This window comes from Amnibacterium sp. CER49, from assembly GCF_029846255.1.
Classification (GTDB): Bacteria; Actinomycetota; Actinomycetes; order Actinomycetales; family Microbacteriaceae; genus Amnibacterium.
On record NZ_JARVWQ010000002.1, the window covers coordinates 675,004 to 701,102 of the forward strand.

The following is a 26,099-nucleotide window of genomic DNA, read 5'->3' on the forward strand; positions in this document are numbered from 1 at the left end:
CGCCGCGGGAGGCCCGTGCTCTGGGTGACGGCACCGTCGTCGAGGTGCCCTCGCCTGCTGCCGTCGTTCAGCCCGCTCTGGTCGCTCGCCGGACGGCCTCGACCGCCTCGGTCGTCCGGGAGCGGGGTGCGCCGAGCGCTCGGTGGAGCGTCACGCCCTCGATGAGGGCGTCGACGATCCGGGCCGTCGTCGGGTCGAAGTGGCGGGTGAGCGTCGTGTGGTTGCGTTCGAGCCAGTGCTCGGTGATGCGCCGGTACCGCGGGTCGCGGGCGGCGAGGGTGTAGAGCTCGTGGGTGAGCACGAGGTCGTGGGCGTCGGCCAGGGGGTCCTGCTCGAGCAGCGCCACGACGGCCTCGACCGCCTCCTCCCGAGACGTGGCTGCGCCGAATCGGTCGGCGAAGCCGTCAGCGGCTCGGTCCGCGAATCGCGTGAACGCCTCGTCGAGCAGCTCGTCCATCCCGGTGAAGTGGTAGGTCATCGAGCCGAGCGGGACGTCGGCCGCGGCGGCGACCCTGCGATGCGAGGTGCCGGCGACACCGTCCCGGGCGATCACCTCGAGCGCCGCGTCGATGATGCGGTCGCGGCGCTCGGGATCGGTGCGCCTGGCGGGCGGCGGGACGGCGCTCATCCGTCGATGCTGCGGATCACGCGCGCCGGGCTGCCGACGGCGATCACGTTCGCCGGGATGTCGCGCGTGACCACGGAGCCGGCACCGATGACGCTGTTGTCGCCGATGGTCACGCCGGGGCAGACGATGACACCGCCGCCGAGCCACACGTTGTTCCCGATGGTGATCGGCAGGGCGGCCTCGAGGTGCGCCCTGCGCGGCGCCGGGTCGATGGGGTGGGTGGGGGTGAGCAGCTGCACGTCGGGTCCGATCATGCAGTCCTCACCGATGGTGATGGGCGCGACGTCGAGCGCGGTGCAGCTGGAGTTGATGAAGCTGCGGGCGCCGAGATGGATGTTCTCGCCGTAGTCGACGTAGATCGGCGGCTTGACGAAGGCGTCCTCGCCGAGGGTGCCGAGCAGTGCCTCGAGCAGCGGTCGGGCGAGGCGCTCGTCGGCGATGGCAGCCTGGTGGTAGGCGTGCGCGAGCTGCGCGCCGCGTTGCGCGACCCGAGCGCTCTCGGGGTCGGTGCCGCCGATGTAGAGGTCGCCGGCGAGCATCCGCTCACGCATCGTGCGGGTGTCGCCCTCGAACCAGTCCTTCTCGGTGTCCAACAGGGTCGTCTCCGTGTTCTCTTCGGTCGTCGCGCCGGTGGGCTGCTGCTCCGTCATGCCGTACCCTTCATGCGTACGATCGTACACGCCGCAGTGTACGATCGTACACACCCCGTGCACGCGGCCGGGAACCTACTCGAGGACCAATCCAATGAGCGCTCCGACCCCTGCTGCAGCCTCCCTCCGGCGCCTGCACCTCGCCTTGGCGGCCGCCTTCCTCATCACGGGGATCGGCATGGCGAGCTGGGTCTCGAGGACGCCGGCGATGCGGGACGGCTTGCACGCCTCGACGGCGGAGATGGGGCTGATCATCTTCGGCCTGTCGATCGGCGCGGTCCTCGGCATCTCGTTCGGTGGGCTCCTGGTCTCGCGCATCGGCGCGCGGGCGCTCGTGGCGCTGGGGATGGGGCTCATCCTCGGTGGCCTGGTCGTGGTCGCGGTCGGCGCGGTGATCGCCCTCGGGCCCCTCATTGCGCTGGGCCTCGCGATTTTCGGCTACGGCATGGGGTCCGGCGAGATCGGCCAGAACATCGAAGCCGTCGCGCTCGAGGCGCGGGCGGGTCGCTCGATCGTGCCCGGGCTGCACGGCTGCTACAGCTTCGGCGTCTTCCTGGGCGGCGCGATCGGGCTGCTCTGCAACGCGGCGCAGGTCCCCGTCCTGCTGCACCTCGGCGTCGTCGTGGCCCTGGGGGCGGGCGCGTCCCTCTGGCTCGTGCGTCAGCTGCCCGCGGACAGCGGCGTCGTCGCCGCGCTGGACGCATCGCCGCACAGCGCCACCCCGGGGACCGCAGCCGGCTGGATGGACGCGCGCGTCGTCGCGCTGATGGTCGTCATCCTGGGGATGGCCCTCGCGGAGGGCTCGGCCAACGACTGGCTCCCGCTGATCGTCGTCGACGGCTTCCGGGGCACCGCGGCGATCGGCTCGATCGTCTACGCCCTGTTCGGGCTCGCGATGGCGATCGGGCGCTTCAGCGGCGGACGGTTCATCGACCGGTTCGGCCGCGCCCCCGTCCTCCGCGTCAGCATCCTGCTCGCCGCGGCCGGCATCCTCGCCGTGGTCCTCGCCCCGAACATCGTGGCGGGCGCGCTCGGCGTGCTGCTCTGGGGCATCGGCACCGCGCTCGGCTTCCCCGTCGCGATGTCCGCGGCCGGCGACGACCCGCGCCATGCCGCCCGTCGGGCCAGCGCGGTGGCCGCCGCCGGCTACGCCGCCTCGCTCATCGGGCCGCCCGTGCTGGGCTTCCTGGGCAGCGCGGTCGGCATCCGGAACGCCCTGCTCGTCGTCCTCGCCACCGCGCTCGTCACCGTCGTCTTCGCCGGCGCGGCACGCCACGCACCGGGGGCGAAAGCCATCCGGACGCCGACGACGGAGTGAGGAAGCAGGCGCGGGGCCGGCAGGGGTCGTGCCACACCCCGTGCGGGCCGGCACGACGCGCCGATCCGCGCCAGGAGCAGCGGACCGCCGGATCACCGCTCCCTCGACGACATGCGGCTGTCGACGACCGCCCGACCAGGGGACGGACCCGCCGCTAGACCGCCGTGCGCACCTGCCCCCGGATGAACCGACTCGCCGGGGTGGGGTCGATGCCCCGCACGCGCAGGGCCCCGTCGTCCCAGGTGGCCTCGCGGAGATCGGCGAGCAGCCCGGCTCCGAGTGCTGATGCGAGCGCGTCGTTGGGCCGGGCCAGCACGCGCACGAGGAGGCGTGCGACCGGGCGCGGCAGATGCTGCACCGTCATCGCACGGCGGGCGGCTTCGGAGGCGATCGCGACCGCCTCGTTCATCGTGAGGCTCTCGGGTCCACCGAACTCGATCGAGCTCGGCGGGTCCGGCTCGAAGGCGAGCGCTACGAGGAGCGCGGCGACGTCCTCCGTCGCCACCCAGCGCCGCGTCGTCTCGCCCTTGCCGATGAGCGCCACCTTCCCCGAAGCCACATCGAACCGACCTACGGGCGACAGCTGCACCTCCTGAAAGCCGTCCGGCCGGACGACGACCGGCCGCATCGCTGAACGAGCCATGCGCCGCTCGACTTCCACCTTTGCCCGCTCCAGGGGCGTGCTGACGCCGCCACCGGTACCGGCACCCGCGAAGGAGACGTAGACGAAGCGGGCCACCCCGGCCTCCTCGGCGGCGTCCACCAGTGCGAGCATGCCCTCCTCGTCGACGGCGCGCACCGTCGCCGAGCTCCTCCCGGTGAGGCGCCTCGTGATCGCGGTCGCCGTCGCGATCACCGTGTCGATCCCCTCGCACGCAGCGGCGAGGGTGGCGCGCTCGGTGAGGTCACCGCGAACGACCTGCGCCCCGAGCGCACGGAGCCCGGTGTCGTCACTGCCGGACCGCAGAAGGCAGCGCACCTGCCGCGCCTCCGCGCGCAGCCGCTGGACGACACGGCCGCCGAGGTCACCGGTCCCGCCGACGACGAGGATCATGACGGCGCGTCGCGCCCATCGGCACCGACCACGCTCTGGACGGCCCTGGCAACGTCCCCGGAGTCCCGCTCGACGGGCTCGAGGTAGAAGCGCACGGCAGCGAGCCGGCCCTCGCGCAGCGTGAAGATGCCGACGCCGGCCTGCTCGACCGGCACGCCGTCGCGTCGCGTTCCCCGGGACGTCCACTCGACCCAGACCGTGCCGTCGGGAGCCGCCACCGCGTCTCTGACCTCCACAGCGAGATCGGGGATCCCGGCGAAGAGCGCGGACCAGTTGGATCGGACCTGATCACGTCCGACGAAGTCCCGACCGGGATGGTTGGGGGTGATGTTGACGTAGTCCTCGGCGAACTCGGCGACCATCGCGTCGAGGTCGTGGCGTCGGGCAGCGGCGAACATGCGCCGCACCGGGCCGTCTGGAACCCGGTTCAGATCTGGGAGCTCGACCACGGTGAGGACCCCTTCGCGCCTTCGACGACGGGACCCTCAGCCTGCTGAGGTCCGTCTTCATTACAGTAGGCTGTATTGATTGGAGGCTACATCTGCGTGATCGGCGAGGTCAACGGTGAAGCGGCGCCGAGTGGGAGGCGGCCCTACGACGGGCGGCGGCGGCGGGAGCTCGCCGAGGAGTCGCGCGGCAGGGTGCTCGCGCATGCCCGAGAGCTGTTCCTCTCTCAGGGGTTCGGGGGGACGACGATCGCGCAGATCGCGCGGGCTGCCGGTGTGTCCGCCGAGTCGGTGTACAAGAACTTCGGCGGCAAGGCCGGCTTGGTGCGGGCGATCCAGGAGCAGAGCCTGCTCGGCGTGGGCACCCTCCCCGCGGAGCAGCGTTCCGACCTCGCCCAGACGACGGCCACCGATGCGGTCGCGCTCATGGAGCAGTTCGGCCGCTTCGCCGCGGAGGTCGGCCCGCTGGACGCCCCGATCGTGCTGCTCATCCGCGATGCCGCAGCGAGCGGCGATGCGGACATGGCCGCCCTGCTGCGCGAGGTCGACGACGCGCGGTATCGGCGGATGCTGCACAACGCGCGGCAGCTGATCGCCAAGCGACTCCTCCGTCCGGGACTGACACCCAGCGAGGCCGCCGACGTGATGTTCGCCTGCACGACCGCCGAGCTGTACGAGAGCCTGGTCGGCAAGCGCGGCCGAAGCCCCGAGGAGTACGGCCGGTTCATCGCCCGAACCCTCATCGCGAACCTGCTCTGACCCGGTTCCTGTTCGAGGCGGAGCACGGCACACGGAGGTCGCCTTCACGCTCTCGAACCGTGCGTTCGGAAGGCGAACCGCTGCGATCAACCGCGCCGTTCCTGGACCGCCGCGAGCAGGCTCGGCGCGACCGGCAGCTGTGGGATCAGCATCGCCTGCACGGCGTGGTACAGGTCGGGCTTCGGCGCCGGCGCTCGCCCGATCTCCTGCGTCCATGAGCCGTGCCGCTCATCGACGAAGCGGTTCCGGATGTGATCGAGCCACCGGTCCGCGTCCCCGGCCACGCTCGATGCCGTCCCGAGCACGCGCTCGAGCACAGAGGCCGCCGCCAACGCTTCGGCGGCCACCCAATGCAGCTCCCGCGTGCTGCAGGGCGAGCCGCTCCAGTCCACGGTGTAGACGAACCCGCCGCTGCCGAGCCGGTGCCAGCCGTCCACGACGGCACGGCGGTAGAGCGCTTCCGCGGCGTCGTGGAACCCCTCTGTGCCTGGTAGATCGGTGGACTGGGCGATGAGGCGGGCCCATTCGAACCCGTGTCCCGGTGTCGAGCCGAACGGCAGGAACGCATGGTCCGGCGCGTCGCGGTTGAAGTCGGGCTGCGGGTTCCAGCGGTCGTCGTAGTGCTCGCAGATCCGCCACGCCCGCGATCGAGCGCTGTCGATGACGAACCGACACATCCCGATCGCGCGATCGCGGTACCGGTCGTCCCCGGTCGCCGCCCACGCGGCGAAGAGCGCTTCGGTCAGGTGCATGGCCCCGTTCAGCCCGCGGTAGTCGGTCTGGCTGCCATCACGGCGCACGCGGTCGACGGGGAGCCCGCGGTCGGTGTCCCAGAAGTCGTTCTCGAGCCGGTTCAGCGCGAGCTGGAGCAGCGTCGACGCCTCCGGTGAACCCGACCCGGTACCGGTCGCAGCGGCGAGGATGACGAAGCTCAGCGCGTAGAGCGACCAGGGCGCCTCCCCGACCGGCGGGTCATCGGTCCACCCGTGCGGTCCCTGCTCGATCAGGCGGAGCCGCAGCCGGTGAGCGTCGCGCGCCGCGGTCGGCGAGCCCCGATAGCCGGCGAGCGCGGCGACATGGGCGGTCCGGCCGGTGAGGTACGTCGGAGCCGATCGCCCGGTGTCACTGCCGTCGAAGTCCAGCACGACCGCGTCCCCGTCGGGCCTCACGAGCGCGCGAGGGAACGCCAGCAGGCGCTGCTCCTCCTGCGCGCACCAGGCGACGTTGTTCACGTCCATGCGTGGTCCCTTCTTCGGGCCGTTCACATCGCGCGCCCGTCCGGCGTGCACTCATGGCCGCCGGACCGCCGGCGCGTCGCGAGCCTGCTCGACGACGCTGACAGGCAGACGCTTCAGAGGCTGTGCCGGAAGTGTCCGCGAGAACCGGTGCACTCACGACGCACCGAACGCCCCTCGGACAGCGAAAGGGCCCGACCAGCGAGAGTGAAACCCTCTTCTGATCAGGCCCTGCACGGTCGGGCTGACAGGATTTGAACCTGCGACCCCTTGACCCCCAGTCAAGTGCGCTACCAAGCTGCGCCACAGCCCGTGGCGACGCGTCCCGGGTGATGCCGCGACGAGCCTCCGACAGTGTAGCGACCGCCGGGCTCCCCCCGCTTCAGCGCCAGATGCCCGTGACCACCGCTCCGGGCTCGCCGAGCGGCGGCAGGCCGAACGCCGCCTCGAGCGTGTGCAGCAGCCGGTAGTGCGTCATGGGCGTCCCGTCGGTGCCCGGCTGCACCCGCTGGCCGACGATCGAGGTGTAGATGCGGTTGTTCGCCGTCTTGTCGTCCTCGTCGAACGTGGTGACGAGCAGCGAGTCGTGCGTACGCGCCCAGTCCAGGTAGCCGCTCAGGTGCTGCTCGAGCCACGCGTTGCCGGCCGAGACCGAGCCGTCATGCATGTCGTCGTCGAGGTTCGGAACGACGACGGCGACGTCGGGCAGCGTCGCGTAGTCGGTCGGGAACGCGGAGAACGGGAGGTTGTGCGCGGCGCCCGCGGTGGCGGAGAAGTCGGCGAGCGGGTTGTGCTTGCGGGCGTACGCGCCGGCGGTGCAGCCGAGGTAGCCCGGGTTCGGCAGGTCCTCGGAGTAGATGGCGACGCTGCGTCCGGCGTCGAGCAGCTGCGAGCCGAAGGACGGCGCGGACCCGAGGTCGACCGGGCAGGCGTCCGAGTCGATGCCGTGGGTCGAGCCGGACCACATCGCGACGTAGTTCGGTTCGCTCGGGTGCCGGGTCGCGCGGAAGTCGGTGAACGTGACGCCGAGCTTCGCGGCGCGCGCGAGGAACGACTGCGACGCGACCTCGTCGTACGCCTTGTTCTCCTCGATCACGATCACGACGTGCGCGGGTCGCGGCACGGGGCTCGTGCGCGGCGCGAGCGTCGAGACGGGAGCGGCGGACGGCTTCGCCACCGCAGCGGACGTCCGTGCCGGGGCCGCGGCGGACGGGGCGCACCCGACCAGCGCAGCGGCCACGGCGGCGACGCCCATCGTGGTCAGCACGGAGCGCCGCGCGATGCGACGACGCAGAGGGGCGGTCATCGGACCGACGGTACGCGCGCCGCGGCCGCTTGCGGTGCAGGACCTCCGGCCCCGTCGGAAGGACCGGGCCGACCGGGTCAGCGGTGCTCGAGCCACTCCTCGAACGTCGGGCCGAGCCGCGGCACGTCGGGCCCGGGCAGCAGCGCGCCGGAGCGGAGCATCCGGCCGGCTGCGCCGCGCAGCTGCACCCTGAGCACCCGCTGCCGCGGGATGCGGCGGGCGCCGACGGTCGCCGCGAGGTCCGCGAGGTCGCGTGGCTCGGGACCGGCCGCGAGTCGTGTCGGGCCGCCCGGTCCGGCCTCGACGACGTCCGCGAGGACCGCCGCGGCCGCGGCCGCCGCCATCGGCTGCGACGGGAACCGGGGCACGACCGAGAGGGTGCCGACGCGCGCCGCGAGCAGCGTCTCGGTCAGCTCGAACCACTGCGCCGTCTTCACGAGCGTCACCGGGGCGCCGGAGGCCGAGAGCGTCCGCTCCTCCGCGGCCTTGCCGCGGTAGTAGCCGTAGCCCGCCTGCACGTCCGGTCGCTCCACGCCGAGGATCGACAGGTCGACGAGATGCGGCACGCGGGCCTCGAGCACCGCGCGCGCGGCGTTCCGGGCCGTGGCCGAGAAGAACGTGATCGCCTTCCCCGCGGACACCGTCGGGATGTTCAGGCAGGAGACCACGGCGTCGGCACCGGCGATCGCCTCGACGAGGCCGGCGCCGGTGAGCGCGTCGACGCCGCCCTTCCGCGACAGGGGTGCTGCGGCGTGCTGCCGCTCCCGCAGCTCCGCCACGACGAGCCGCCCGATCGTCCCCGTCCCGCCCAGCACGCAGATCCGCATGGACCGATGCTCCCAGAAGGGCGGATCGGCGGGAGGATGGCGACGGACGAGGAGGTCCCATGGACGCGACGACGGAAGCGGGCGCGGCGCCGGACTCGACGACGGTGGCGATCTCGGGCGGTGGGCCGGCCGGGGTCATGCTCGGGCTGCTGCTCGCGCGGGCCGGCGTCGAGGTCGTGGTGCTCGAGAAGCACGCCGACTTCCTCCGCGACTTCCGCGGCGACACCGTGCACCCGTCGACGCAGGTCGTGCTGCAGCAGCTCGGGCTGCTCGACGAGTTCGACGCGCTCGTGCGGGGCAGGATGTCGGCGATCGACTTCGGCACGTCCGAGGGGCCCCTCGTGCATCAGGAGCTCGCCGAGGTGAACCGGCGTCACCCGTTCCACACGGTCGCGCTCGCGCCGCAGTGGGATCTGCTCGACCTCCTCGTGCGGCACGCGCGGCAGTACCCCGCGTTCACGCTGCTGATGGAGGCGGAGACGACAAGGGTGGTCCGCGATCGCGGCGGCGTGCGCGGCCTGCGCTACCGCAAGGACGGCGCGGAGCACGAGCTGCGGGCGGTGCTCACGGTCGACGCCGAGGGCCGCCACTCCGTGCTCCGCTCCGAGCTGCCGGGCGGGATCGTCGAGCTCGGCTCCCCCATCGACGTGCTCTGGTTCCGCATCGCCCGCCATGAGGGCGACCCCAGCGACCTGCGGGGTGTGCTCGGCCGCGGCGGGGCGGTCGTCGCGATCAACCGGCGGGACTACTGGCAGGTCGCGCTGATCGTCGCGAAGGGCTCCGACGCCGCGATCCGGGCGGCGGGGCTGCCCGCGTTCCGTGAGCGGGTGGGCGGTATCGCGCCGTGGATGCGCGACCGGCTCGACGCGATCGGCGACTGGGACGAGGTGAAGCTGCTCTCGGTCACGATCGAGCGGCTCCGCGAGTGGTCGGCGCCCGGGATCCTCGCGATCGGCGACGCCGCGCACACCATGTCGCCGATGGGCGGCATCGGCATCAACCTCGCCGTCGGCGACGCGGTCGCGACCGCGAACCTGCTCGGCCTGCCGCTGCTCGAGGCCCAGGCCGACCCGGACCGCTTCGCGAGGACCCTGAACCCGGCGCTGCTCGACCGCGTGCAGCGCCGCCGCGAGTGGGCGACCGTGCTGACGCAACGCATCCAGGCGTTCGGGCAGGACCGGGTGCTCGCCCTCACCCTGAAGCCTTCGGCTCGCCCGCTCTCGCCGCCCGCGCCGGTGCGGGCGCTGCTGCGCAGCCCGATCACGCGGCTGCTGCCGACGGTGTTCGTCTACGGCCTGCGACCGGAGCGCATCGCCGCCTGAGCCGACACGGGCTGCGCCGACGGGAGGGGCACCGGAAGGCCGGCGCCCCTCCCCTCAGCACGGGTGCGACTCAGACGGCGCGCTCGAGCTCCGCGACCTCGTCGTCCGACAGGTCGAGCTCGGCGGCCCGCATGTTGTCCTCGAGGTGCGCGACGCTCGAGGTGCCGGGGATCGGCAGCATCACCGGTGAGCGGCGCAGCAGCCACGCGAGCGCGAGCTGCGACGGCGACGCGTGGTGCTTGGTCGCGAGCTCGTCGAGCCTGCCGCCGGGCTTCGCGAGGCCACCGGTCGCGAGCGGGAACCACGGGATGAAGGCGATGCCCTGCTGCTCCGAGTAGTCGAGCAGCGGCTCCGCGTCGCGCTTGGCGAGGTTGTAGAGGTTCTGCACCGAGACGATCGTCGCGATCGCCTGCGCCGCCTGCAGCTGCTCGACGGACACCTCGGAGAGGCCGATGTGGCGGATCTTGCCCTCGTCCTGCAGCTTCTTCAGCTCGCCGACCTGGTCCTCGAGCGGCACCTGCGGGTCGATGCGGTGCAGCTGGAACAGGTCGATCGTGTCGAGCTTCAGGCGGCGGAGGCTCATGAGGGCCTCCTGGCGCAGGTACTCGGGACGGCCGAGCGGCGGCCAGACATTCGGGCCGGTGCGCGTGAGGCCGGCCTTCGTCGCGATGACGAGGCCGTCCCGGTACGGGTGCAGCGCCTCGGCGATGAGCTCCTCGGCGACGTACGGGCCGTAGGAGTCGGCGGTGTCGATCAGGTTCACGCCGAGCTCGACGGCGCGGCGCAGCACGCGGCGGGCCTCGTCGGGATCCTTCGGCGAGCCCCACACGCCCTTGCCGGTGAGCTGCATGCTGCCGAAGCCGAGCCGGTGAACGGTGAGGTCGCCGCCGAGCGTGAACGTGCCGGATGCGGCAGCGAGGGTGGTGGTGTCGGTCATGGTTCCTCCTCCACGGGTGGTGCTCCGAGTTGACGCGTCACCGGCTGGACGGAGCCCGAGTGCTGAGCGTCGGCCGGACGGCGAGACCGCCCGGGACACGGGAGGAGCGCCGGTGGCGGGTACCACCGGCGCTCGTCCCGGACGAGAGCCGTCAGGCCTGCGCGACCTCGGCCTGCGCCTGCTGCGCGGCCCACTGCTCGCGCACCTGGTCCATGTCGAGGGCCTGCACCTGCTCGATCAGCGACTCGAGGGCCTGGCCGGGGAGGGCGCCGGGCTGGCCGAACACGGGGATGCCGTCGCGGTACACCACGAGGGTCGGGATCGAGGTGATGCCGTACATCGCGGACAGCTGCTGCTGGTCCTCGGTGTCGACCTTCGCGAACGTGATGTCGGGGTGCTGCTCGCTCGACTGCTCGAAGACCGGCGCGAACTGGCGGCACGGACCGCACCAGGCCGCCCAGAAGTCGATGAGCACGGTGCCCTCGGCGACCGTGTCGTTGTGGTTCTCGATCGTCAGCGTCGTCGTTGCCATGTCACCAACAACCGCGCTCCCGCGGACGTTGTTCCCGGCGGATGCGCCGCACCCGGTGGCTATCGTGCCCGGCATGAGCACCATCGCGATCGTCGGCGGCCACGGCAAGGTCGCGCTCCTGCTGGCGCAGGCGCTGAGCCGGCAGGGCCACCGCGTCCGGTCCCTGATCCGCCGCACGGAGCAGGGCGCCGACGTCGAGCACGCGGGCGCGGTGCCCTTCCTGCTCGACATCGAGGGCAGCGACGTCGGCGACTTCGCCGACGCGTTCGGCCGTGCCGACGCGGTCGTGTTCAGCGCCGGGGGCGGCGCGGACGGCAACGCGGAGCGCAAGCGCACCGTCGACCTGGAGGGGTCGCTCAAGTCGATCGAGGCGGCGGAGCGCGCCGGGATCCGGCGCTTCGTGCAGGTCTCGGCGATGGGCGTCGACGAGCCGCTGCCCGACGACACCGAGCCGGTGTGGCGGGCCTACGTGGAGGCGAAGCGCGACGCGGACGCGGCGCTCCGCGACAGCGGGCTCGACTGGACGATCGTGCGCCCCGGGCGCCTCACCGACGGCCCCGCGACCGACGCGGTCGAGATCGGCGAGCGACTGCCCTCGGGCGACATCGCCAGGGCCGACGTCGCCGCGCTGCTCGTCGCGGTGCTCGAGGACGACTCGACGATCGGCGCGCAGTTCGAGGTGACCCGGGGCGACACCACGATCTCGGCGGCGCTCGCGTCGCTGCGCTAGCGCCCGGCGGCGCATACCCGACCGCCACCGATTCGGTCGGCGGCAGCGGATCCGGCCCCTGGCCCGGATCCGTGGCGACGCCGCGGCTGGACCGAATCCGTGGCGGGGGCCGTGGCAGCGGGCGCTGCCGCCCCGCCCGGCGTTTCGTCCCGTGACGGCGCCGCAGGGACGGCACTGCCGGCGTCCGTACGCTCGCGGCACAGCCATCGAGGAGGGCCGCATGCCGCAGACCATCGCCGAGCAGGTCGACGAGTTCAACGTCGGCTTCAACGACCAGATCGGCCCCCGCCTCGCGGACGTCTTCGCCCGCGAGCAGCAGGATCTCGTCGAGGGCGGCGTGCCCGCCGGCGCCGTCTCGGTCGGCGACGTCGTGCCCGACTCGACGCTCCTCACCCCCGAGGGCACCACGACGACGCTCTCGGCGGTGCTCGCCGGCCGTCCGGCCGTGCTCGTGTTCTACCGCGGCGCGTGGTGCCCCTACTGCAACATCGCGCTGCGCACCTACCAGCGCGAGCTGCTGCCCGAGCTCGACCGTCGCGGCGTCGCGCTCGTCGCGATCAGCCCGCAGAAGCCGGAGCGCTCGCAGGAGATCGCCGAGGCCGCCGAGCTCGGCTTCCCGGTGCTGTCCGACCCGGGCAACGCGCTCGTGCGGACCCACGGCATCCGCACCGAGCCGAGCGCCGAGGCCCGCTCGGCGCACACCGACCTCGGCTTCGACGTCGCCGACTACAACGCGGATGAGACCGGCGACGTGCCGTACCCGACCGTGCTCGTCGTCGACGCGGACCGCGCGGTGCGCTTCGCCGACGTGCACGTCGACTACACGACGCGCACCGAGGTGCCGACGATCCTCGCGGCGGTCGACGCGGCCTAGGCGAAGGCCGGCAGCCGCACCCGACCGGCTGCGGCGAGGGCCTCGACGGCCTCCCGCGCCGCCTCGAGCGAGGTGAAGCGGGGGGCGTAGCCGAGCGCCTCGCGCGCCGCCTCGATGCTCGCGGCAGGGCTGTGCCGGAGGTGCTCGGCGGACGCCTCCGCGTGCTCGGGAGAGGTGGTCCGGGCGAACTCGTCGAGCGGCACGAACTCGAGGTGGGGCTCGCCACCGAACCAGCCCGCGACCGCCTCGGCGTAGCCGCGGAGCGTCAGCGCGCGCTCGCTGACCACGTGGAAGGCGCGGCCCGCCGCCGCATCGATGCGCTCGAGGGCGAGCTGGAACGCCTGCGCGACGTCGTCCGCGTGCACGTGGTGGAGCGTCTCCGTGCCGCTGCCGGGCAGCACCGTGCGCTCCCCCGCAGCGAGCCGCTCCCAGACGGCCGGGTCGAGGTTGCCGGCCGGGTTGATGACCGGCCAGCCGGGCCCGCTGATGTGCCCGGGATGCAGCACGGCGCCTCGGACGTCCCCGCGCTCCGTCGCGGCGAGCACGAGCCGCTCGATCGCGAGCTTCCCGAGGCCGTAGTCGCCCCACGGCTCCCGCGGGTCCGTCTCGCGCGCCGGCACCGCGTGCAGCACGCCGTGCACCCAGATCGACCCGCACTCGAGCAGCGGGACACCGCTGCCGGCCAACGCGCCGAGCAGCTGCTCGGCGGACTCCGCGGTGAAGCAGACGAGGTCGATCACCGCGTCGGGCTCGAGGTCCGCGATCCGCTTGCCGAAGACGCCCGCGGCGTCCTCCGCGACCCGGTCGGCGGTCACCCGCTCGACCGATGCCCAGGCCGGGTCGTCTCGGTAGAGCCGCTGCTGGCCGCGGCTGATCGCGACGACCTCGTGGCCCGCTTCGACGAGCCGCGGCACGAGGTAGCCGCCGATGTGGCCGGTGGGCCCGATCAGGACGATCCGCATGGCCGTCAGGGGGTCGGCATGCCGCCGGTGACGGCGAGCGTCTCGCCGATCACGTAGCTCGACTCGGCGCTCGCGAGGAACACGTACGCGGGCGCGAGCTCGACCGGCTGCCCGGGGCGCCCGAGCGGCGTCTGGGTGCCGAACGACGACAGCGCCTCCTCCGGCTGCCCGCCCGCCTGCTGCAGCGGCGTCCAGATCGGGCCGGGTGCGATGGCGTTGACCCGGATGCCCTTCGGCGCGAGCTGCCCCGCGAGGCCCTTCGTGAAGCCGTTGATCGCGGCCTTCGTGCTCGCGTAGTCGACGAGGATCGGGCTCGGCTCGTAGGCCTGGATCGAGGTGGTGTTGATGATCGCGCTCCCCGGCGGCATGACGGCCGCGGCGGCCTTGCAGAGCCAGAACATCGAGTAGACGTTCGTGCGGTACGTCTCGTCGAACTGGCCGGTCGTGATGTCGGCGATCGACTCCTGATTCTGCTGCTTGCCGGCGACGTTCGCGAGCAGGTCGAGGCCCCCGAGCTCGTCGACCGCGGTGCGGATGAGGCGCTCGCAGTACTCCTCGTCCTTCAGGTCGCCGGGGCAGGCGACGGCCTTGCGGCCCGCCTGCGACACGAGCTGCACGACCTGCTTCGCGTCGTCCTCCTCCTCGGGGAGGTACGAGAGCACGACGTCGGCGCCCTCGCGCGCGAACGCGATCGCGACGGCCCGGCCGATGCCGCTGTCGGCGCCGGTGACGACCGCCTTGCGGCCCTCGAGCCGCCCGGTGCCGCGGTACGTCTTCTCCCCCGCGTCGGGCGTCGGGTGCATCCGGCCCTCGAGTCCCGCACCGGGCTGCTCCTGCTTCCAGGAGTCGTCGGGCTTCGGGTACTGCTTCACCGGGTCCTGGAACGTGTACTGGTCCGCCATGCGTCGAGGTTAGGGAGCGCGCACTCCCGCACCTCGAGCGTCCGCTGGACAGCGGCTGTGCGCGACGCTCCGCCGCACCGGCGCGGAACGCAGGGGATCCACCCGGTTGCAGGTCCGATCGCCGGAACGGCCCCTGCATCCCGGTGGATCCCCTGCATCCGGGGATCGCGGCCGGCGCTCAGCCGAGCAGGTACATGCGGGCGTCCCACGGCGCCAGGGTCACGGCGCCGCCGGTCAGGGCCTCCTCGGTGCCGGGGAGGTTGCCGAGCAGCAGCCGCGCGCCGATCCAGCCGTCGCCGAGCTCGAGCTCGCGCTCGTGCCGGCTGCAGTTCGCGAGCACGAGCAGCCGCTGCGTCGCCGTCGACCGGGTGTAGGCCCAGATCTCCGGATCGTTCTCGAGCAGCGCGGCGAAGTCGCCCTCGGCGAGCACCGGCTGCTCGTGCCGCAGGCGGATGAGCGCGGCGTAGTGCGCGAAGACGGAGTCGGGGTCGTCGACCTGCGCGGCGGCGTTCAGCCAGGAGGCGTTCGGGTTCACCGGCAGCCATGGGGTGCCGGTCGTGAAGCCGGCGGTGCCGCTGCCGTCCCACTGCATCGGCGTGCGGGCGTTGTCGCGGCTCACCGCGGCGAGCGCCCGGAACGCCTCCTCCTGGTCCTGGCCGCCCGCGAGCACGTCGTGCCAGTGGTTCACCGACTCGACGTCCTGGAACTGGGCCGCCGTCCGCCACGGGAAGTTCGTCATCCCGAGCTCCTCGCCCTGGTAGACGTACGGCGTGCCGCGCATGCCGTGCAGGATCGTGCCGAGCGCCTTGGCCGACGCGGCCCACACCTCGGGGTCGTCGTCGCCGAAGCGCGACACGGCGCGCGGCTGGTCGTGGTTGTCCCAGTAGAGGCTGTTCCAGCCCCGCTCGGCGAGGGCGACCTGCCAGCGGTTGAGCGACTGCTTCAGCGCGACCAGGTCGAGCGGCAGCAGGTTCCACTTCGAGGCGCCGTGGTCGATGCTCACGTGCTCGAACTGGAACACCATGTCGACCTCGCGACGCGCGGGGTCCGTGTAGCGCACCGCCTCCTCGGTCGTCACGCCCGGCATCTCGCCGACGGTGAGGAACGTGCCCTCGCGCCCGTCGAACACCTCACGGTGCATCTCGGCGAGGAACTCATGGATGCGCGGGCCGTCGGCGAACAGCTGGAAGGCGCTCACGAACCGCTGCCCGGCGACGGCGGGCGCGTCGGGCAGGCCGGGCTGCTTCGAGATGAAGTTGATGACGTCCATCCGGAAGCCGTCGACCCCGCGGTCGAGCCACCAGCGCATCATCGCGTAGACCGCCTGCCGCACCGCCGGGTTCTCCCAGTTCAGGTCCGGCTGCTTCGTGGCGAAGAGGTGCAGGTAGTACTGGCCCGTCGCCTCGTCGAGCTGCCAGGCGGAGCCGGAGAAGAGCGAGCCCCAGTTGTTCGGCTCGGCGCCGTCGCGGCCGTCCCGCCAGATGTACCAGTCGCGCTTCGGGTCGTGGCGGCTCGAGCGGGAGGCGACGAACCAGGGGTGCTCGTCGGAGGTGTGGTTCACGACGAGGTCCATGAGCAGCTTCATGCCGCGCTCGTGGAGGCCCGCGATGATCGCGTCGAGCTGCTCGAGCGTGCCGAACAGCGGGTCGACGTCCTGGTAGTCGCTGATGTCGTAGCCGTTGTCGGCCTGGGGCGAGCGGTAGATCGGCGACAGCCAGACCACGTCGACGCCGAGCGCCTGCAGGTGGTCGAGGTGCTCGAGGATGCCGGCGAGGTCGCCCATGCCGTCGCCGTTCGCGTCGGCGAAGCTGCGCGGATAGATCTGGTACACGACCGCGGACTTCCACCAGGCGCCGGAGCTCATGGCTTCATCCTGGCGTGCCGGTCCCTCACGCGACGACGGAGCATCGGTCGTCGGCGGCCCCGGTCGCGGCGATCCAGGCGTCCCGGACGCCGGATCTCCGTCGGACGGTCAGCTGAGCGGGAGATGCAGCACGAAGTCGGACTCGAGCGCGCCGCCGACGAGGAAGCGCCGGGTGCCGACCCGGGCGAAGCCGTGCTTCTCGTAGAAGCGCAGCGCGCGGGCGTTCGCCTGGTTCGTCCCGAGCCAGACGCCCGCCGCGACGGGCCGTGCCGCGTCGAGGACCGCCGCCAGCAGGGCTCCCGCGACGCCGGTGCCGTGCCCGGCAGGACGCACGTAGAGCTTGCTGAGTTCGGCCGTCGGCCGCACGGGGACGGCCGCAGCCACCTCGGGATCCGCCGGCTCGCCGTGCACGAGCAGCGCGTACCCGTCGAGGCGCCCGTCGATGTCGTCGACGACCAGGACGCGATCGGGATCCACGGCGTACGCGGCGAAGCGCTCCTCGGTGAGGTTCGCGGCGACGAAGGCGGCGATCGCCTCGGGCGTCACGCTCGGCGGGCAGGCGAGCGGGAAGGTGGCGGCGGCGAGGTCGGCGAGCGCCGCCGCGTCGTCGACGGTGGCGGGGCGGACCGTCACGCGTCCGTCCATTCGGCGCGGAGCACGCTCATCACGACCTCGTCGCCGAAGCCGCCGCCGAGGAACACCGCCTCGCGGCGCACCCCCTCCTCGACGAAGCCGGCCTTCGCGTACGCACGGCGGGCGCGGTCGTTCATGGCGAGCACTCGCAGCTCGATGCGGTTCAGCCCCATCACGAGGAAGCCGTAGCGCACCATGACCCGCACGGCATCGGTGCCGAGACCGCGGCCGACGAAGTCCGGACCGAGCACGATCGCGAGGGTCGCCGCGCGCTCCGGCAGCGTCGCGCCCCACACCGTCACGTGGCCGGCGAAGCCGCCGGTCTCCCGCTCCTCGACGCTGAAGCCGGCGCCCGAGGGCGAGTCGTTGACGCTCCAGCGGCGGAACATGTCGATCGTCGTCCCCTCCGGACGCGGACGGACGACGATCTGCTGCAGCGCCTGCCACTCGGGGTCGGCCCACCAGCGCTCGAGATGCGGCAGGTCGGACTCGGCGAGCGGCCGCAGCCGCACCCGCTCGCCCTCGAGGATCGACCGGCCGTACTGCTGCGCCGCTGCGGCGTCCCGTGGCACGTCCACGACGCTCACGCTAGGGCCTCGGCGTGTCCCACGTCCCGCGCTGTCGGAGGCCCGTGGTCACCTTGCCGTCGCCCGTGCCCACCCCGATCAGGAGGACGCATGGCCGAGAGCATGACCGTCGAGCAGCGCATCGCGCACTTCCTACGCCTGTCGCAGGACCCCGGCGCCACGCAGGCCGAGCGCGACACCGCCGGGCAGCAGGCCGAGCGCCTGCTCGCGAAGCACGCCATCGACCGGCTCACCCTCGACGTCGAGGGCGCGAAGCGGGCGCAGCGCGAGCCCATCGAGACCGGCGTGCTCGTGGTGCACGGCGGCCGCGGCACCGTCGCCCTCGACGTCGTGCTCGGCCTCAGCCGCGTCGCGACGGCGCTCGGTCTGGTGCCGTACTTCTCCGACCGCCGCACGCCGGACCCGTGGGATCCCGAGGGCACCCCGCACGTGCGGCTCAGCGTCAGCGGCTTCCGCTCCGACGTCGCGCTCGCGCTGCCGCTGCTCGAGTCGCTCCACACGCAGGCCGTGCTCGCGATGCGCGCGTGGTGGCGCGGCGATGCGCGGCACCGGCTCGTGCCGCGCTGGGACGCGCACCTCGCCCGGTGCGCGTTCGTGCAGTCGTTCGGCGACGGCGCCGCCGCGCGGCTCCGCACCGCGAGGGACGAGGCGGTGGCCACCACCGGCACCGCGCTCGTCGTCGCGTCGCGCGAGGCCGAGGTGCGCGGCTGGGTCGACGACAACGTGCGGCTCCGCACCCGCACCGATCGCCGCTCGTTCTCCGGCTACGGGCGCGGCCAGGGCTACGCGGCGGGCCTCCGGTCGACCGGCACGACGCGCCGCGGAGTGCACTCCCCCTCCGGCGGTTGACGAGCCGGCAGGGTCTCGAGACGCTTCCTGCAGGCGCTCCTCGACGACCGGGGAACGAGGCGGGTCAGATCGAGTCGGCCTCGCTCGGGGTCACGATCGCCTTCGCGGCGCCCTCCGGCCCGACCACGGGCAGCGGGCCCGACTCGACCCCCGAGAGCCGCGCGGGCGACGTGAGGAACTCGACGCGCTCCCGGTCCATGAGGCCGGCCTCGACCACGAGGTCGGCCACGCTCCGGCCCGTGAGCAGCGCGGTCTTCGCGAGCGCCGACGCCGCGGCGTAGCCGATGTACGGAGTGAGCGCGGTGACGACGCCGACCGAGGTCCGCACCATCGAGTCGAGCCGGTCGACGTTCGCCTGGATGCCGTCGACGCAGTGCACCCGCAGCGTGCGGCACGCGGCCCGCAGCCACGAGACGTTGGTGAGGATCGAGTGCAGGATGAGCGGCTCGAACGCGTTCAGCTGCAGCTGGCCGCCCTCCGCGGCCATCGTCACCGAGACGTCGTGCCCGACGACCGCGAACGCGACCTGGTTCACGACCTCGGGGATCACCGGGTTCACCTTGCCGGGCATGATCGACGAGCCCGCCTGCCGCGGCGGCAGGGTGATCTCGCCGAGGCCCGCCTGCGGGCCGCTCGAGAGCAGCCGCAGGTCGTTGCAGATCTTGCTCAGCTTGATCGCCGCGCGCTTCAGCACGCCCGACATCTGCATGAAGACACCCGTGTCGCTCGTCGCCTCGACGAGGTCGCCGGCCGTCACGTACTCCTCGCCGAGCAGGTCCGACAGGTGCTGCCGCACGGTGCCCGCGTAGCGGGGGTCCGCCGTGATGCCGGTGCCGATCGCGGTGGCGCCGAGGTTGATCTCGCGCAGCAGCGGCAGCACGTCGCGGATGCGCTCCACGTCCTCGCCGAGCGTCGTGGCGAACCCGTGGAACTCCTGCCCGAGCGTCATCGGCACGGCGTCCTGCAGCTGGGTGCGCCCGACCTTGAGGATGTCGTGGAACTCCTCGCCCTTCCTCGCGAACGACTCGCGCAGCGCCTCGTGCTCGACGAGGAAGTCCTCGAGCGCCATCGCGATCGAGATCTTCGCGGCGGTCGGGTAGACGTCGTTCGTGCTCTGGCTGCGGTTCACGTCGTCGATCGGGTTCAGCACGCCGTAGTCGCCGAGCTCGTGGCCCGCGAGCTCGAGCGCGACATTCGCGATGACCTCGTTCGCGTTCATGTTCGTCGAGGTGCCGGCGCCGCCCTGGATCACGTCGACGACGAACTGGTCGTGGTACCGCCCGGCGCGCAGCGCGAGGCACGCCTGCTCGATCATCTCGGCCTTGTGCGGCTCGATCGCGCCGAGGTCCCGGTTCGCCCGGGCGGCCGCCTGCTTCACGATCGCGAGCGCGTCGACGAGGCGCGGGTGGATCGAGATCGGCCGCCCGGAGATCGCGAAGTTCTCGAGCGCTCGGGCCGTGTGCGCACCCCAGTAGGCGTCCGCGGGGATCTCGACGGCGCCGAGGCTGTCGGTCTCGAGACGGCTGAGGGCGGTGGGAACGACATCGGTCACGCCTCCACGCTATGCCTGCATCCGCGCAAGGGTTCGCGGAAGCGCCGTCGCTTCGCCGCGTCGGCGCCCGCGGGCCTGCAACGTTCCGGAGAACGATGCAGACCTGCTGCCTAGGATGGCGTCGCGACGGCGCACGACGAGGAGTGGCGGCATGCGGATCACGGGAGCCGTGCTCGAGGAGTCGGGGCACCCCTCGCCGTACCGCGACAGCCGCCCGCTCACCGTCTCCGAGCTCGAGCTCGCCGCACCGGGCTCCACCGAGCTGCTCGTCCGCATCGAGGCCGCGGGCCTCTGCCACTCCGACCTCTCCGTCGTGAACGGCGACCGGCCCCGGCCCGTGCCGATGCTGCTCGGCCACGAGGCCGCGGGCATCGTGGAGGCGACGGGGAGCGCGGTGACGGACGTCGCGATCGGCGAGCGCGTCGTGCTCACCTTCCTCCCGCGCTGCGGCGAGTGCGCCGCCTGCCGCACCGAGGGCCGCCTGCCGTGCGAGCCGGGCAGCGCCGCGAACGGCGCGGGCGAGCTGCTCGGCGGCGGCACGCGGCTCGCCCGCGACGGGCATCCCGTCGCGCACCACCTCGGGGCCTCGGCCTTCGCGACCCATGCCGTCGTCGACCGCCGCTCCATCGTCCCCGTGGCGCAGGACGTGCCGCCGGAGGTCGCGGCGCTGCTCGGCTGCGCGGTGCTCACGGGCGGCGGCGCCGTGCGGAACGCCGCGGCCGTCGCGCCGGGCGAACCCGTGATGGTCGTCGGCCTCGGCGGCGTCGGCCTCGCCGCGGTGCTCGTCGCGGTCGCGCTCGGGCACCCGGTGGTCGCCGTCGACGCGCTGCCCGCGAAGCTCGAGGCCGCGGTCGCCCTCGGCGCGGACGAGGCGTACCTGCCCGACGACCTGCGCGCCGCCGGGGTCCGCGCCCCGGTCGTGATCGAGGCCGCCGGGTCCGCCCGCGCCTTCGAGACCGCGTTCGCCGCGACCGCTCCGGGCGGCCGCACGGTGACCGTCGGGCTGCCGAACCCGGCCGCCCGCGCCGCCATCCCCCCGCTCGTGCTCACCGCCGAGGCACGGACCGTCGTCGGCAGCTACCTCGGCTCGTCCGTGCCCGCCCGCGACGTGCCCGTGTACGCCGACCTCTGGCGCAGCGGCCGGCTGCCCGTCGAACGGCTGGTGTCCGACCGGATCGGCCTCGACGACCTGAACGGGGCGCTGGACGTCCTCGCCCAGGGCGGCGCGCTGCGCCAGCTCATCGCCTTCTGACGGCCCGGATCTCCCCGCCCATCCCGCCCCACCCCGACAGAGAGGACCACCACCTTGACCGACGCACCGCAGCGCATCGCGATCGTCACGGGCGCCGCCCGCGGCATCGGCGCCGCCATCGCGAAGCGGCTCGCCGCCGACGGCATGGCCGTCGGCGTGGTCGACCTGCAGGAGAGCGCGACCGGGAGCACCGTCGCCGCGATCACGGACGCGGGCGGCCGCGCCATCGGCATCGGAGCCGACGTGGCCGACACCGGGCAGGTCGAGGCCGCGGTCGCCCGCGTCGCCGACGAGCTCGGCGCACCGACCGTGCTCGTGAACAACGCGGGCATCCTCCGCGACAACCTCATCTTCAAGATGACGGACGACGACTTCGACCAGGTCGTGCGGGTGCACCTCCGCGGCGCCTTCCTCATGACCCGAGCCGTGCAGCGCCACCAGGTCGAGGCGAGGTGGGGCCGCATCGTGAGCCTCTCGTCGACGAGCGCGCTCGGCAACCGCGGGCAGGCGAACTACGCCGCGGTCAAGGCGGGCCTGCAGGGCTTCACGAAGACCCTCGCGATCGAACTCGGCCGCTACAACATCACCGCGAACGCGATCGCGCCCGGCATCATCGCCACGGACATGCTGCGGCAGACCGCCGAGCGCGTCGGCGTCCCGTTCGAGGACTACCTCGCCGCCGCGACCAAGGACGTCCCGGTCGGCCGGGTCGGGCAGCCGGAGGACATCGCGAACGCGGCGAGCTTCTTCTGCGCCGAGGCCTCCTCCTTCGTCTCCGGGCAGGTGCTCTACGTGGCGGGCGGGCCCCGCGCATGACCCGGTTCGCGTCCCCCGAGGCGCTCCTCGACGCGGTCGGCACCGACCTCGGCACGAGCGCGTGGGTCGAGATCGACCAGCGGCGCATCGACCTGTTCGCCGACGCGACCGACGACCACCAGTGGATCCACATCGACCCGGAGCGGGCGGCGGCGGGGCCGTTCGGGGCACCGATCGCGCACGGCTACCTGTCGCTGTCGCTGCTCGCGCCGTTCCTGTTCGAGCTGCTGCAGGTCGACGGCACCGGGCTCGTCATCAACGCGGGATCCGACCGGGTGCGGTTCCTCTCCCCCGTGCGGGTCGGCTCGCGCATCCGCGCGGCGGCCACGATCTCGGGCGCCGAGCGGATCCCGTCCGGCGTCCGGGTGCGGACCGCCGTGACGGTCGAGATCGAGGGGACGGAGCGGCCGGCGCTCGTCGCCGAGACGCTGATGGTGTTCGCGCCCGCCTGACGGCCCCCTCAGCGGCGGGGTGCAGGGTACGGCTCATGAAGCTGGCCCTGCACTTCCCGAACTTCTCCATGCCCGGGGCCCCGGGCTCCCTCGCCCGCACCCTCGCCGACACCGCCCGCGCGGCCGAGGACGCCGGGTTCTCGACGATGACCGTCATGGACCACTGGTTCCAGATGGTCCCGCTCGGCGGCTCGGCCGAGCCGATGCTCGAGGGCTACACGACGCTCGGCTACCTCGCGGCGGTCACCGAGCGACTCGAGCTCGGCACGCTCGTCACGGGCGTCACGTACCGGTACCCGGGGCTGCTCGCGAAGATCGTCGCCACCCTCGACGTGCTCTCGGAGGGCCGGGCGATGCTCGGCGTCGGCGCCGCCTGGTACGAGCAGGAGCACGCGGCGTACGGGGTGCCGTTCCCGCCGCTCAAGGAGCGGTTCGAGCGGCTGCGCGAGACGCTCGAGATCTGCGAGCAGATGTGGAGCGACGACGACGGCCCCTACCGCGGGCAGTACTACGAGCTCGCCGAGACGATCTGCAACCCGAGGCCGCTGCAGCGCCCGCGGCCCCCGATCCTCATCGGTGGCGGCGGCGAGCGGAAGACGCTACGGCTCGTCGCCGAGCACGGCGACGCCTGCAACCTGTTCGACCTGGGGCCGGAGGAGGTCGGCCACAAGCTCGACGTGCTGCGGCAGCACTGCGACGACGTCGGCCGCGACTACGGCACCATCCGGAAGACCCTCACGACGCCCGGCGACGACGCCGAGTCCGACGAGTTCCTCTCCCGGATGGGGCAGTACGCCGCGCTGGGGATCGACCAGGTCTGGGTGCGGGCCCTCGCGCCGGACCCGGCGGCCGCCGCGAGGCGCGTCGGCGAGCGTCTGGTGCCGCGCCTCGCGGAGCTCTAGCCCGGTCAGCTGAGGCGCTCGATCACCATCGCCATGCCCTGGCCGCCACCGACGCACATCGTCTCGAGCCCGATGGTCTTGTCCTTCGTCGCGAGCGCGTTGAGGAGCGTCGTGGTGATCCGCGCGCCGGTCATGCCGAAGGGGTGCCCGAGGGCGATCGCGCCGCCGTGCACGTTCAGCTTCTCCCAGTCGACGCCGAGGTCGTCGGCGGAGGGCACGACCTGGGCCGCGAACGCCTCGTTGATCTCGACGAGGTCGACGTCGTCGATCGTCATCCCGGCACGGCGGAGCGCCTGACGGCTCGCCTCGACGGGCCCGAGGCCCATGATCTCGGGCGACAGGGCGGTGACGCCGGTCGAGACGATCCGGGCGAGCGGCGTCAGCCCGAGGTCCTTCGCGAGCGCGTCCGAGACGATGACGAGGGCGGCCGCGCCGTCGTTCAGCGGGCAGGCGTTGCCCGCGGTGACGGTGCCATCCTTGCGGAACACGGGCTGCAGCCCGCTGAGCGTCTCGACGGTCACGCCGGCGCGGGGGCCGTCGTCGGCCGTCACGGTGCGGCCGTCCGGCGTCGTGACGGGGGTGATCTCGCGCTCGAAGACACCGGCGGCGAGCGCGGCCTCCGCACGGTTCTGGCTGAGTGCCGCGTACTCGTCCTGCCGCCGCCGGCTCACCTGCTTCAGGCTCGCGACGTTCTCGGCGGTCTGGCCCATCGCGATGTAGGCGTCGGGTAGGAGACCCTCCTCGCGCGGGTCGGTCCAGTCGCCGCCCTCGGCCGCGCGGCGCTTCGTGCGCTCCCCCGCCTCGGCGAACACCGGGTTGAGGATCCGCTGCGGGTCCTGGCCGGGGATGTGGTCGGCGCTGCCGTTCGCGAAGTGCGTGACCGACTCGACGCCCGCCGAGACGAACGCCTCGCCCTCGCCGGCCTTGATCGCGTGGAACGCCATCCGCGTGGTCTGCAGGCTCGACGAGCAGTACCGGTTCACCGTGGTGCCGGGCAGGAGGTCGTAGCCGAGCTTCACGGCGAGGATCCGCGCCATGTTCATGCCCTGCTCGCCGCCGGGCATGCCGCAGCCGAGGATCAGGTCGTCGAGCCGGGCGGGGTCGAGCGCGGGAACCGCACCGAGCGCCTCCTGCACCATCAGGGCGGCGAGGTCGTCGGGCCGGAACGACACGAGCGAGCCCTTGTTCGCCCGCCCGATGGGCGAGCGCTTCGCAGCGACGATGACGGCTTCAGGCATCTTCAGGAGCCTCTCTCTCTTCAGCGAGGCGTCAGTGCCTCGGCATGTGGTGGACCGGCGAGCCGATCTGGGTACGGGAGGCCCGGCCCTCGCGCGGGCCGGGGCAGGACTGCCCACGACGTCTTCGAAGCGCTCGCGCTTCGAAGACCATGGACTCAGACGAAGGCGGCGGATCCGGTGATCGAGCGGCCGACGATGAGGGTGTTCATCTCGCGGGTGCCCTCGTAGGAGTAGATCGCCTCCGCGTCGGCGAAGAAGCGGGCGACGCCCTTGTCGAGCACGATGCCGTTGCCGCCGAGGATCTCGCGGCACCAGCCGACGGCCTCGCGCATCCGGGCCGTCGCGTAGGCCTTCGCGAGCGCGGAGTGCTGGTCGTGCTGCTCGCCGGCGTCCTGCAGCTCGCTGGCCCGCATGCAGAGCGCGATGGAGGCGGTGATGTTGCCGAGGCTCTTGACGAGCAGGTCCTGGACGAGCTGGTGCGACGCGATGGGCTTGCCGAACTGCGTCCGCTCCTTCGCGTAGGCGAGCGCGGCCTCGTACGCCCCGACCGCGATGCCGACCGCCTGCCAGGCGACCTCGCAGCGGGTCAGGCGCAGCACGGTCGCGACGTCGCGGAACGAGCGGATGTTCTGGAGGCGCCGCGACTCCGGCACCTGGACGCCGTCGAGCACGATGTCGGCGTTCTGCACGGAGCGGAGCGCGACCTTGTCCTCGATCTTCGTCGCGGTGAAGCCGGGGCTGTCGGAGGTCACGAGGAACGCCTTGACCTGGTCGTCGGCCTCGTCGCGCGCCATCACGACGACGACGTCGGCGAAGGTGGCGTTGCCGATCCACCGCTTCGCGCCGTTCAGCACCCACCCGTCGCCCTCGCGGCGGGCGGTGGTCCGCAGGCCGCGCGCGGAGTCGGAGCCGGAGTAGGGCTCGGTGAGCCCGAAGGCGCCGAGCACCTCGGCCGTGCCGAGCCTCGGCAGCCATTCCGCGCGCTGCTCGGGCGAGCCGCCGATGTCGATCGCGCCCATCGCGAGGCCGCTCTGCACGCCGACGAAGGTGGCGACGCCGGCGTCGACGCGGCCCATCTCGAGCGCGACCCAGCCGCGGTAGACGGCGCTGTTCTCGAACTGCCGCACCTCGGGCACGAACGACCCGAGCACGCCGAGATCGGCGAGCCCCGGGATCAGCTGCATCGGGAACTCGGCGCGCGACCAGTACTCGTTCGCGATGGGCCGCACCTCGGCCTCGAAGAACCTCCGGATCCGCGCGACGTGCTCGCGCTCCTCCGCGGTGAGCTTCTCCTGGAAGCGGTAGAAGTCGCCCGTCAGCATCTCGAGCGAGGCGGCCTCGGTCGTCGTGGGGTCGTCGGCGGTGAGGGTCACGGCTGCTCCAATGCTTCGTCCGCGGCGTTGCGCGAGCAGTGTACGCATCATTCCGCGATGTGTTGCAGCAGCGGGATGCCGCGCGGCTAGCATCCATTC

27 protein-coding genes and 1 tRNA gene are annotated in these 26,099 nt (G+C 72.9%); 10 read left to right on the forward strand and 18 right to left on the reverse strand.

What is annotated here, in order from left to right; all coding sequences use genetic code 11:
• Positions 1-67: 67 nt before the first annotated feature.
• Together QDR37_RS13165 and QDR37_RS13170 are read right to left on the reverse strand one after the other, a co-directional pair.
• On the reverse strand, positions 68-628 hold the full coding sequence (locus QDR37_RS13165; RefSeq protein WP_279714246.1) for a TetR family transcriptional regulator: 561 nt from the start codon (positions 626-628) through the stop codon (positions 68-70).
• Positions 625-1,179: a sugar O-acetyltransferase gene (locus QDR37_RS13170; protein ID WP_279714870.1), complete on the reverse strand. Its 555-nt coding sequence runs from the start codon at positions 1,177-1,179 to the stop codon at positions 625-627. The genes QDR37_RS13165 and QDR37_RS13170 overlap by 4 nt, the downstream gene beginning before the upstream one ends.
• Before the next feature lie 193 nt (positions 1,180-1,372).
• Between QDR37_RS13170 and QDR37_RS13175 the strand changes: the two genes are divergently transcribed.
• Positions 1,373-2,596 (forward strand): MFS transporter, encoded by a 1,224-nt coding sequence (locus tag QDR37_RS13175; protein ID WP_279714247.1) that lies wholly within the window; start codon positions 1,373-1,375, stop codon positions 2,594-2,596.
• 154 nt (positions 2,597-2,750) lie between these two features.
• Here the strand turns inward: QDR37_RS13175 and QDR37_RS13180 are convergent, their stop codons facing one another.
• The gene (locus QDR37_RS13180; RefSeq protein ID WP_279714248.1) at positions 2,751-3,650 is read right to left on the reverse strand and encodes an NAD(P)H-binding protein; all 900 of its coding nucleotides are present in this window, start codon (positions 3,648-3,650) and stop codon (positions 2,751-2,753) included.
• Positions 3,647-4,099, reverse strand: a complete 453-nt coding sequence (locus tag QDR37_RS13185; protein ID WP_279714249.1) for a nuclear transport factor 2 family protein — start codon at positions 4,097-4,099, stop codon at positions 3,647-3,649. The genes QDR37_RS13180 and QDR37_RS13185 overlap by 4 nt, the downstream gene beginning before the upstream one ends.
• Positions 4,100-4,195: 96 nt before the next feature.
• Here QDR37_RS13185 and QDR37_RS13190 point away from each other — a divergent pair, with 96 nt between their 5' ends.
• Positions 4,196-4,855, forward strand: a complete 660-nt coding sequence (locus QDR37_RS13190; protein WP_279714250.1) for a TetR/AcrR family transcriptional regulator — start codon at positions 4,196-4,198, stop codon at positions 4,853-4,855.
• 86 nt (positions 4,856-4,941) lie between these two features.
• Here the strand turns inward: QDR37_RS13190 and QDR37_RS13195 are convergent, their stop codons facing one another.
• The 4 genes from QDR37_RS13195 to QDR37_RS13210 all read right to left on the reverse strand — a co-directional run bounded on the left by QDR37_RS13195 (position 4,942) and on the right by QDR37_RS13210 (position 8,223).
• The gene (locus QDR37_RS13195) at positions 4,942-6,093 is read right to left on the reverse strand and encodes an AGE family epimerase/isomerase (protein ID WP_279714251.1); all 1,152 of its coding nucleotides are present in this window, start codon (positions 6,091-6,093) and stop codon (positions 4,942-4,944) included.
• A 236-nt stretch (positions 6,094-6,329) separates the two neighbouring features.
• A tRNA-Pro gene (locus QDR37_RS13200) sits at positions 6,330-6,403 on the reverse strand.
• A gap of 69 nt (positions 6,404-6,472) precedes the next feature.
• A complete protein-coding gene (locus QDR37_RS13205) occupies positions 6,473-7,396 on the reverse strand; it encodes an alkaline phosphatase family protein (RefSeq protein ID WP_279714252.1) in 924 nt (307 codons plus the stop codon).
• 77 nt (positions 7,397-7,473) lie between these two features.
• Positions 7,474-8,223: an NAD(P)H-binding protein gene (locus QDR37_RS13210; RefSeq protein ID WP_279714253.1), complete on the reverse strand. Its 750-nt coding sequence runs from the start codon at positions 8,221-8,223 to the stop codon at positions 7,474-7,476.
• Positions 8,224-8,282: 59 nt separating this feature from the next.
• On the opposite strand from QDR37_RS13210, the gene QDR37_RS13215 reads away from it, so the two are divergent.
• Positions 8,283-9,545 carry an FAD-dependent oxidoreductase gene (locus tag QDR37_RS13215; RefSeq protein WP_279714254.1) on the forward strand — a complete coding sequence of 421 codons (1,263 nt, stop codon included), beginning with the start codon at positions 8,283-8,285 and terminating at the stop codon, positions 9,543-9,545.
• 70 nt (positions 9,546-9,615) lie between these two features.
• On the opposite strand, the gene QDR37_RS13220 is transcribed toward QDR37_RS13215, so the two are convergent.
• Positions 9,616-10,482: an aldo/keto reductase gene (locus QDR37_RS13220; protein WP_279714255.1), complete on the reverse strand. Its 867-nt coding sequence runs from the start codon at positions 10,480-10,482 to the stop codon at positions 9,616-9,618.
• Positions 10,483-10,633: 151 nt separating this feature from the next.
• Entirely contained in the window at positions 10,634-11,014 is a 381-nt protein-coding gene (trxA, locus tag QDR37_RS13225) for a thioredoxin (RefSeq protein ID WP_279714256.1), read from the reverse strand.
• 73 nt (positions 11,015-11,087) lie between these two features.
• Here trxA and QDR37_RS13230 point away from each other — a divergent pair, with 73 nt between their 5' ends.
• Both QDR37_RS13230 and QDR37_RS13235 read left to right on the forward strand, forming a co-directional pair.
• On the forward strand, positions 11,088-11,744 hold the full coding sequence (locus QDR37_RS13230; protein ID WP_279714257.1) for an SDR family oxidoreductase: 657 nt from the start codon (positions 11,088-11,090) through the stop codon (positions 11,742-11,744).
• Positions 11,745-11,964: 220 nt separating this feature from the next.
• A complete protein-coding gene (locus tag QDR37_RS13235) occupies positions 11,965-12,618 on the forward strand; it encodes a peroxiredoxin-like family protein (RefSeq protein ID WP_279714258.1) in 654 nt (217 codons plus the stop codon).
• Here the strand turns inward: QDR37_RS13235 and QDR37_RS13240 are convergent.
• The 5 genes from QDR37_RS13240 to QDR37_RS13260 all read right to left on the reverse strand — a co-directional run bounded on the left by QDR37_RS13240 (position 12,615) and on the right by QDR37_RS13260 (position 17,557).
• Positions 12,615-13,580, reverse strand: a complete 966-nt coding sequence (locus QDR37_RS13240; RefSeq protein ID WP_279714259.1) for an NAD-dependent epimerase/dehydratase family protein — start codon at positions 13,578-13,580, stop codon at positions 12,615-12,617. The genes QDR37_RS13235 and QDR37_RS13240 overlap by 4 nt on opposite strands.
• Before the next feature lie 5 nt (positions 13,581-13,585).
• Positions 13,586-14,482, reverse strand: coding sequence for an SDR family oxidoreductase (locus QDR37_RS13245; RefSeq protein ID WP_279714260.1), 897 nt, complete (start codon positions 14,480-14,482; stop codon positions 13,586-13,588).
• A 178-nt stretch (positions 14,483-14,660) separates the two neighbouring features.
• A complete protein-coding gene (locus QDR37_RS13250) occupies positions 14,661-16,346 on the reverse strand; it encodes an alpha-glucosidase (protein WP_279714261.1) in 1,686 nt (561 codons plus the stop codon).
• A 108-nt stretch (positions 16,347-16,454) separates the two neighbouring features.
• Positions 16,455-16,979: a GNAT family N-acetyltransferase gene (locus QDR37_RS13255; protein WP_279714262.1), complete on the reverse strand. Its 525-nt coding sequence runs from the start codon at positions 16,977-16,979 to the stop codon at positions 16,455-16,457.
• Positions 16,976-17,557 carry a GNAT family protein gene (locus QDR37_RS13260; RefSeq protein ID WP_279714263.1) on the reverse strand — a complete coding sequence of 194 codons (582 nt, stop codon included), beginning with the start codon at positions 17,555-17,557 and terminating at the stop codon, positions 16,976-16,978. The genes QDR37_RS13255 and QDR37_RS13260 overlap by 4 nt, the downstream gene beginning before the upstream one ends.
• A 99-nt stretch (positions 17,558-17,656) precedes the next feature.
• On the opposite strand from QDR37_RS13260, the gene QDR37_RS13265 reads away from it, so the two are divergent.
• Positions 17,657-18,415 carry a hypothetical protein gene (locus QDR37_RS13265; protein ID WP_279714264.1) on the forward strand — a complete coding sequence of 253 codons (759 nt, stop codon included), beginning with the start codon at positions 17,657-17,659 and terminating at the stop codon, positions 18,413-18,415.
• 64 nt (positions 18,416-18,479) lie between these two features.
• Here QDR37_RS13265 and QDR37_RS13270 read toward each other — a convergent pair whose 3' ends face one another.
• Positions 18,480-19,967 carry an aspartate ammonia-lyase gene (locus tag QDR37_RS13270; protein ID WP_279714265.1) on the reverse strand — a complete coding sequence of 496 codons (1,488 nt, stop codon included), beginning with the start codon at positions 19,965-19,967 and terminating at the stop codon, positions 18,480-18,482.
• 151 nt (positions 19,968-20,118) lie between these two features.
• Between QDR37_RS13270 and QDR37_RS13275 the strand changes: the two genes are divergently transcribed.
• Genes QDR37_RS13275 through QDR37_RS13290 form a run of 4 tightly spaced genes read left to right on the forward strand, consistent with a single transcriptional unit; the run spans position 20,119 to position 23,389 of the window.
• Positions 20,119-21,219 (forward strand): alcohol dehydrogenase catalytic domain-containing protein, encoded by a 1,101-nt coding sequence (locus tag QDR37_RS13275; protein ID WP_279714266.1) that lies wholly within the window; start codon positions 20,119-20,121, stop codon positions 21,217-21,219.
• A gap of 54 nt (positions 21,220-21,273) precedes the next feature.
• Positions 21,274-22,035 (forward strand): SDR family oxidoreductase, encoded by a 762-nt coding sequence (locus QDR37_RS13280; protein ID WP_279714267.1) that lies wholly within the window; start codon positions 21,274-21,276, stop codon positions 22,033-22,035.
• The gene (locus tag QDR37_RS13285; RefSeq protein WP_279714268.1) at positions 22,032-22,487 is read left to right on the forward strand and encodes a MaoC family dehydratase; all 456 of its coding nucleotides are present in this window, start codon (positions 22,032-22,034) and stop codon (positions 22,485-22,487) included. Before QDR37_RS13280 ends, QDR37_RS13285 begins: the two co-directional genes overlap by 4 nt.
• 35 nt (positions 22,488-22,522) lie before the next feature.
• Positions 22,523-23,389: an LLM class F420-dependent oxidoreductase gene (locus QDR37_RS13290; protein WP_279714269.1), complete on the forward strand. Its 867-nt coding sequence runs from the start codon at positions 22,523-22,525 to the stop codon at positions 23,387-23,389.
• A 5-nt stretch (positions 23,390-23,394) separates the two neighbouring features.
• On the opposite strand, the gene QDR37_RS13295 is transcribed toward QDR37_RS13290, so the two are convergent.
• Positions 23,395-24,627, reverse strand: coding sequence for an acetyl-CoA C-acetyltransferase (locus QDR37_RS13295; RefSeq protein ID WP_279714270.1), 1,233 nt, complete (start codon positions 24,625-24,627; stop codon positions 23,395-23,397).
• A gap of 155 nt (positions 24,628-24,782) precedes the next feature.
• Positions 24,783-25,949: an acyl-CoA dehydrogenase family protein gene (locus QDR37_RS13300; protein ID WP_279714871.1), complete on the reverse strand. Its 1,167-nt coding sequence runs from the start codon at positions 25,947-25,949 to the stop codon at positions 24,783-24,785.
• Positions 25,950-26,099 lie beyond the last annotated feature (150 nt).

Bases quoted from the DNA above. Each gene is read 5' to 3' on its own strand.
- QDR37_RS13165 (WP_279714246.1), bottom strand. From the start codon at position 628: ATGAGCGCCGTCCCGCCGCCCGCCAGGCGCACCGATCCCGAGCGCCGC.
- QDR37_RS13170 (WP_279714870.1), bottom strand. From the start codon at position 1,179: ATGCGTGAGCGGATGCTCGCCGGCGACCTCTACATCGGCGGCACCGAC.
- QDR37_RS13175 (WP_279714247.1), top strand. From the start codon at position 1,373: ATGAGCGCTCCGACCCCTGCTGCAGCCTCCCTCCGGCGCCTGCACCTC.
- QDR37_RS13180 (WP_279714248.1), bottom strand. From the start codon at position 3,650: ATGATCCTCGTCGTCGGCGGGACCGGTGACCTCGGCGGCCGTGTCGTC.
- QDR37_RS13195 (WP_279714251.1), bottom strand. From the start codon at position 6,093: ATGGACGTGAACAACGTCGCCTGGTGCGCGCAGGAGGAGCAGCGCCTG.
- QDR37_RS13205 (WP_279714252.1), bottom strand. From the start codon at position 7,396: ATGACCGCCCCTCTGCGTCGTCGCATCGCGCGGCGCTCCGTGCTGACC.
- QDR37_RS13210 (WP_279714253.1), bottom strand. From the start codon at position 8,223: ATGCGGATCTGCGTGCTGGGCGGGACGGGGACGATCGGGCGGCTCGTC.
- QDR37_RS13215 (WP_279714254.1), top strand. From the start codon at position 8,283: ATGGACGCGACGACGGAAGCGGGCGCGGCGCCGGACTCGACGACGGTG.
- QDR37_RS13220 (WP_279714255.1), bottom strand. From the start codon at position 10,482: ATGACCGACACCACCACCCTCGCTGCCGCATCCGGCACGTTCACGCTC.
- trxA (WP_279714256.1), bottom strand. From the start codon at position 11,014: ATGGCAACGACGACGCTGACGATCGAGAACCACAACGACACGGTCGCC.
- QDR37_RS13230 (WP_279714257.1), top strand. From the start codon at position 11,088: ATGAGCACCATCGCGATCGTCGGCGGCCACGGCAAGGTCGCGCTCCTG.
- QDR37_RS13235 (WP_279714258.1), top strand. From the start codon at position 11,965: ATGCCGCAGACCATCGCCGAGCAGGTCGACGAGTTCAACGTCGGCTTC.
- QDR37_RS13240 (WP_279714259.1), bottom strand. From the start codon at position 13,580: ATGCGGATCGTCCTGATCGGGCCCACCGGCCACATCGGCGGCTACCTC.
- QDR37_RS13245 (WP_279714260.1), bottom strand. From the start codon at position 14,482: ATGGCGGACCAGTACACGTTCCAGGACCCGGTGAAGCAGTACCCGAAG.
- QDR37_RS13250 (WP_279714261.1), bottom strand. From the start codon at position 16,346: ATGAGCTCCGGCGCCTGGTGGAAGTCCGCGGTCGTGTACCAGATCTAT.
- QDR37_RS13265 (WP_279714264.1), top strand. From the start codon at position 17,657: ATGGCCGAGAGCATGACCGTCGAGCAGCGCATCGCGCACTTCCTACGC.
- QDR37_RS13275 (WP_279714266.1), top strand. From the start codon at position 20,119: ATGCGGATCACGGGAGCCGTGCTCGAGGAGTCGGGGCACCCCTCGCCG.
- QDR37_RS13285 (WP_279714268.1), top strand. From the start codon at position 22,032: ATGACCCGGTTCGCGTCCCCCGAGGCGCTCCTCGACGCGGTCGGCACC.
- QDR37_RS13290 (WP_279714269.1), top strand. From the start codon at position 22,523: ATGAAGCTGGCCCTGCACTTCCCGAACTTCTCCATGCCCGGGGCCCCG.
- QDR37_RS13295 (WP_279714270.1), bottom strand. From the start codon at position 24,627: ATGCCTGAAGCCGTCATCGTCGCTGCGAAGCGCTCGCCCATCGGGCGG.
- QDR37_RS13300 (WP_279714871.1), bottom strand. From the start codon at position 25,949: ATGCTGACGGGCGACTTCTACCGCTTCCAGGAGAAGCTCACCGCGGAG.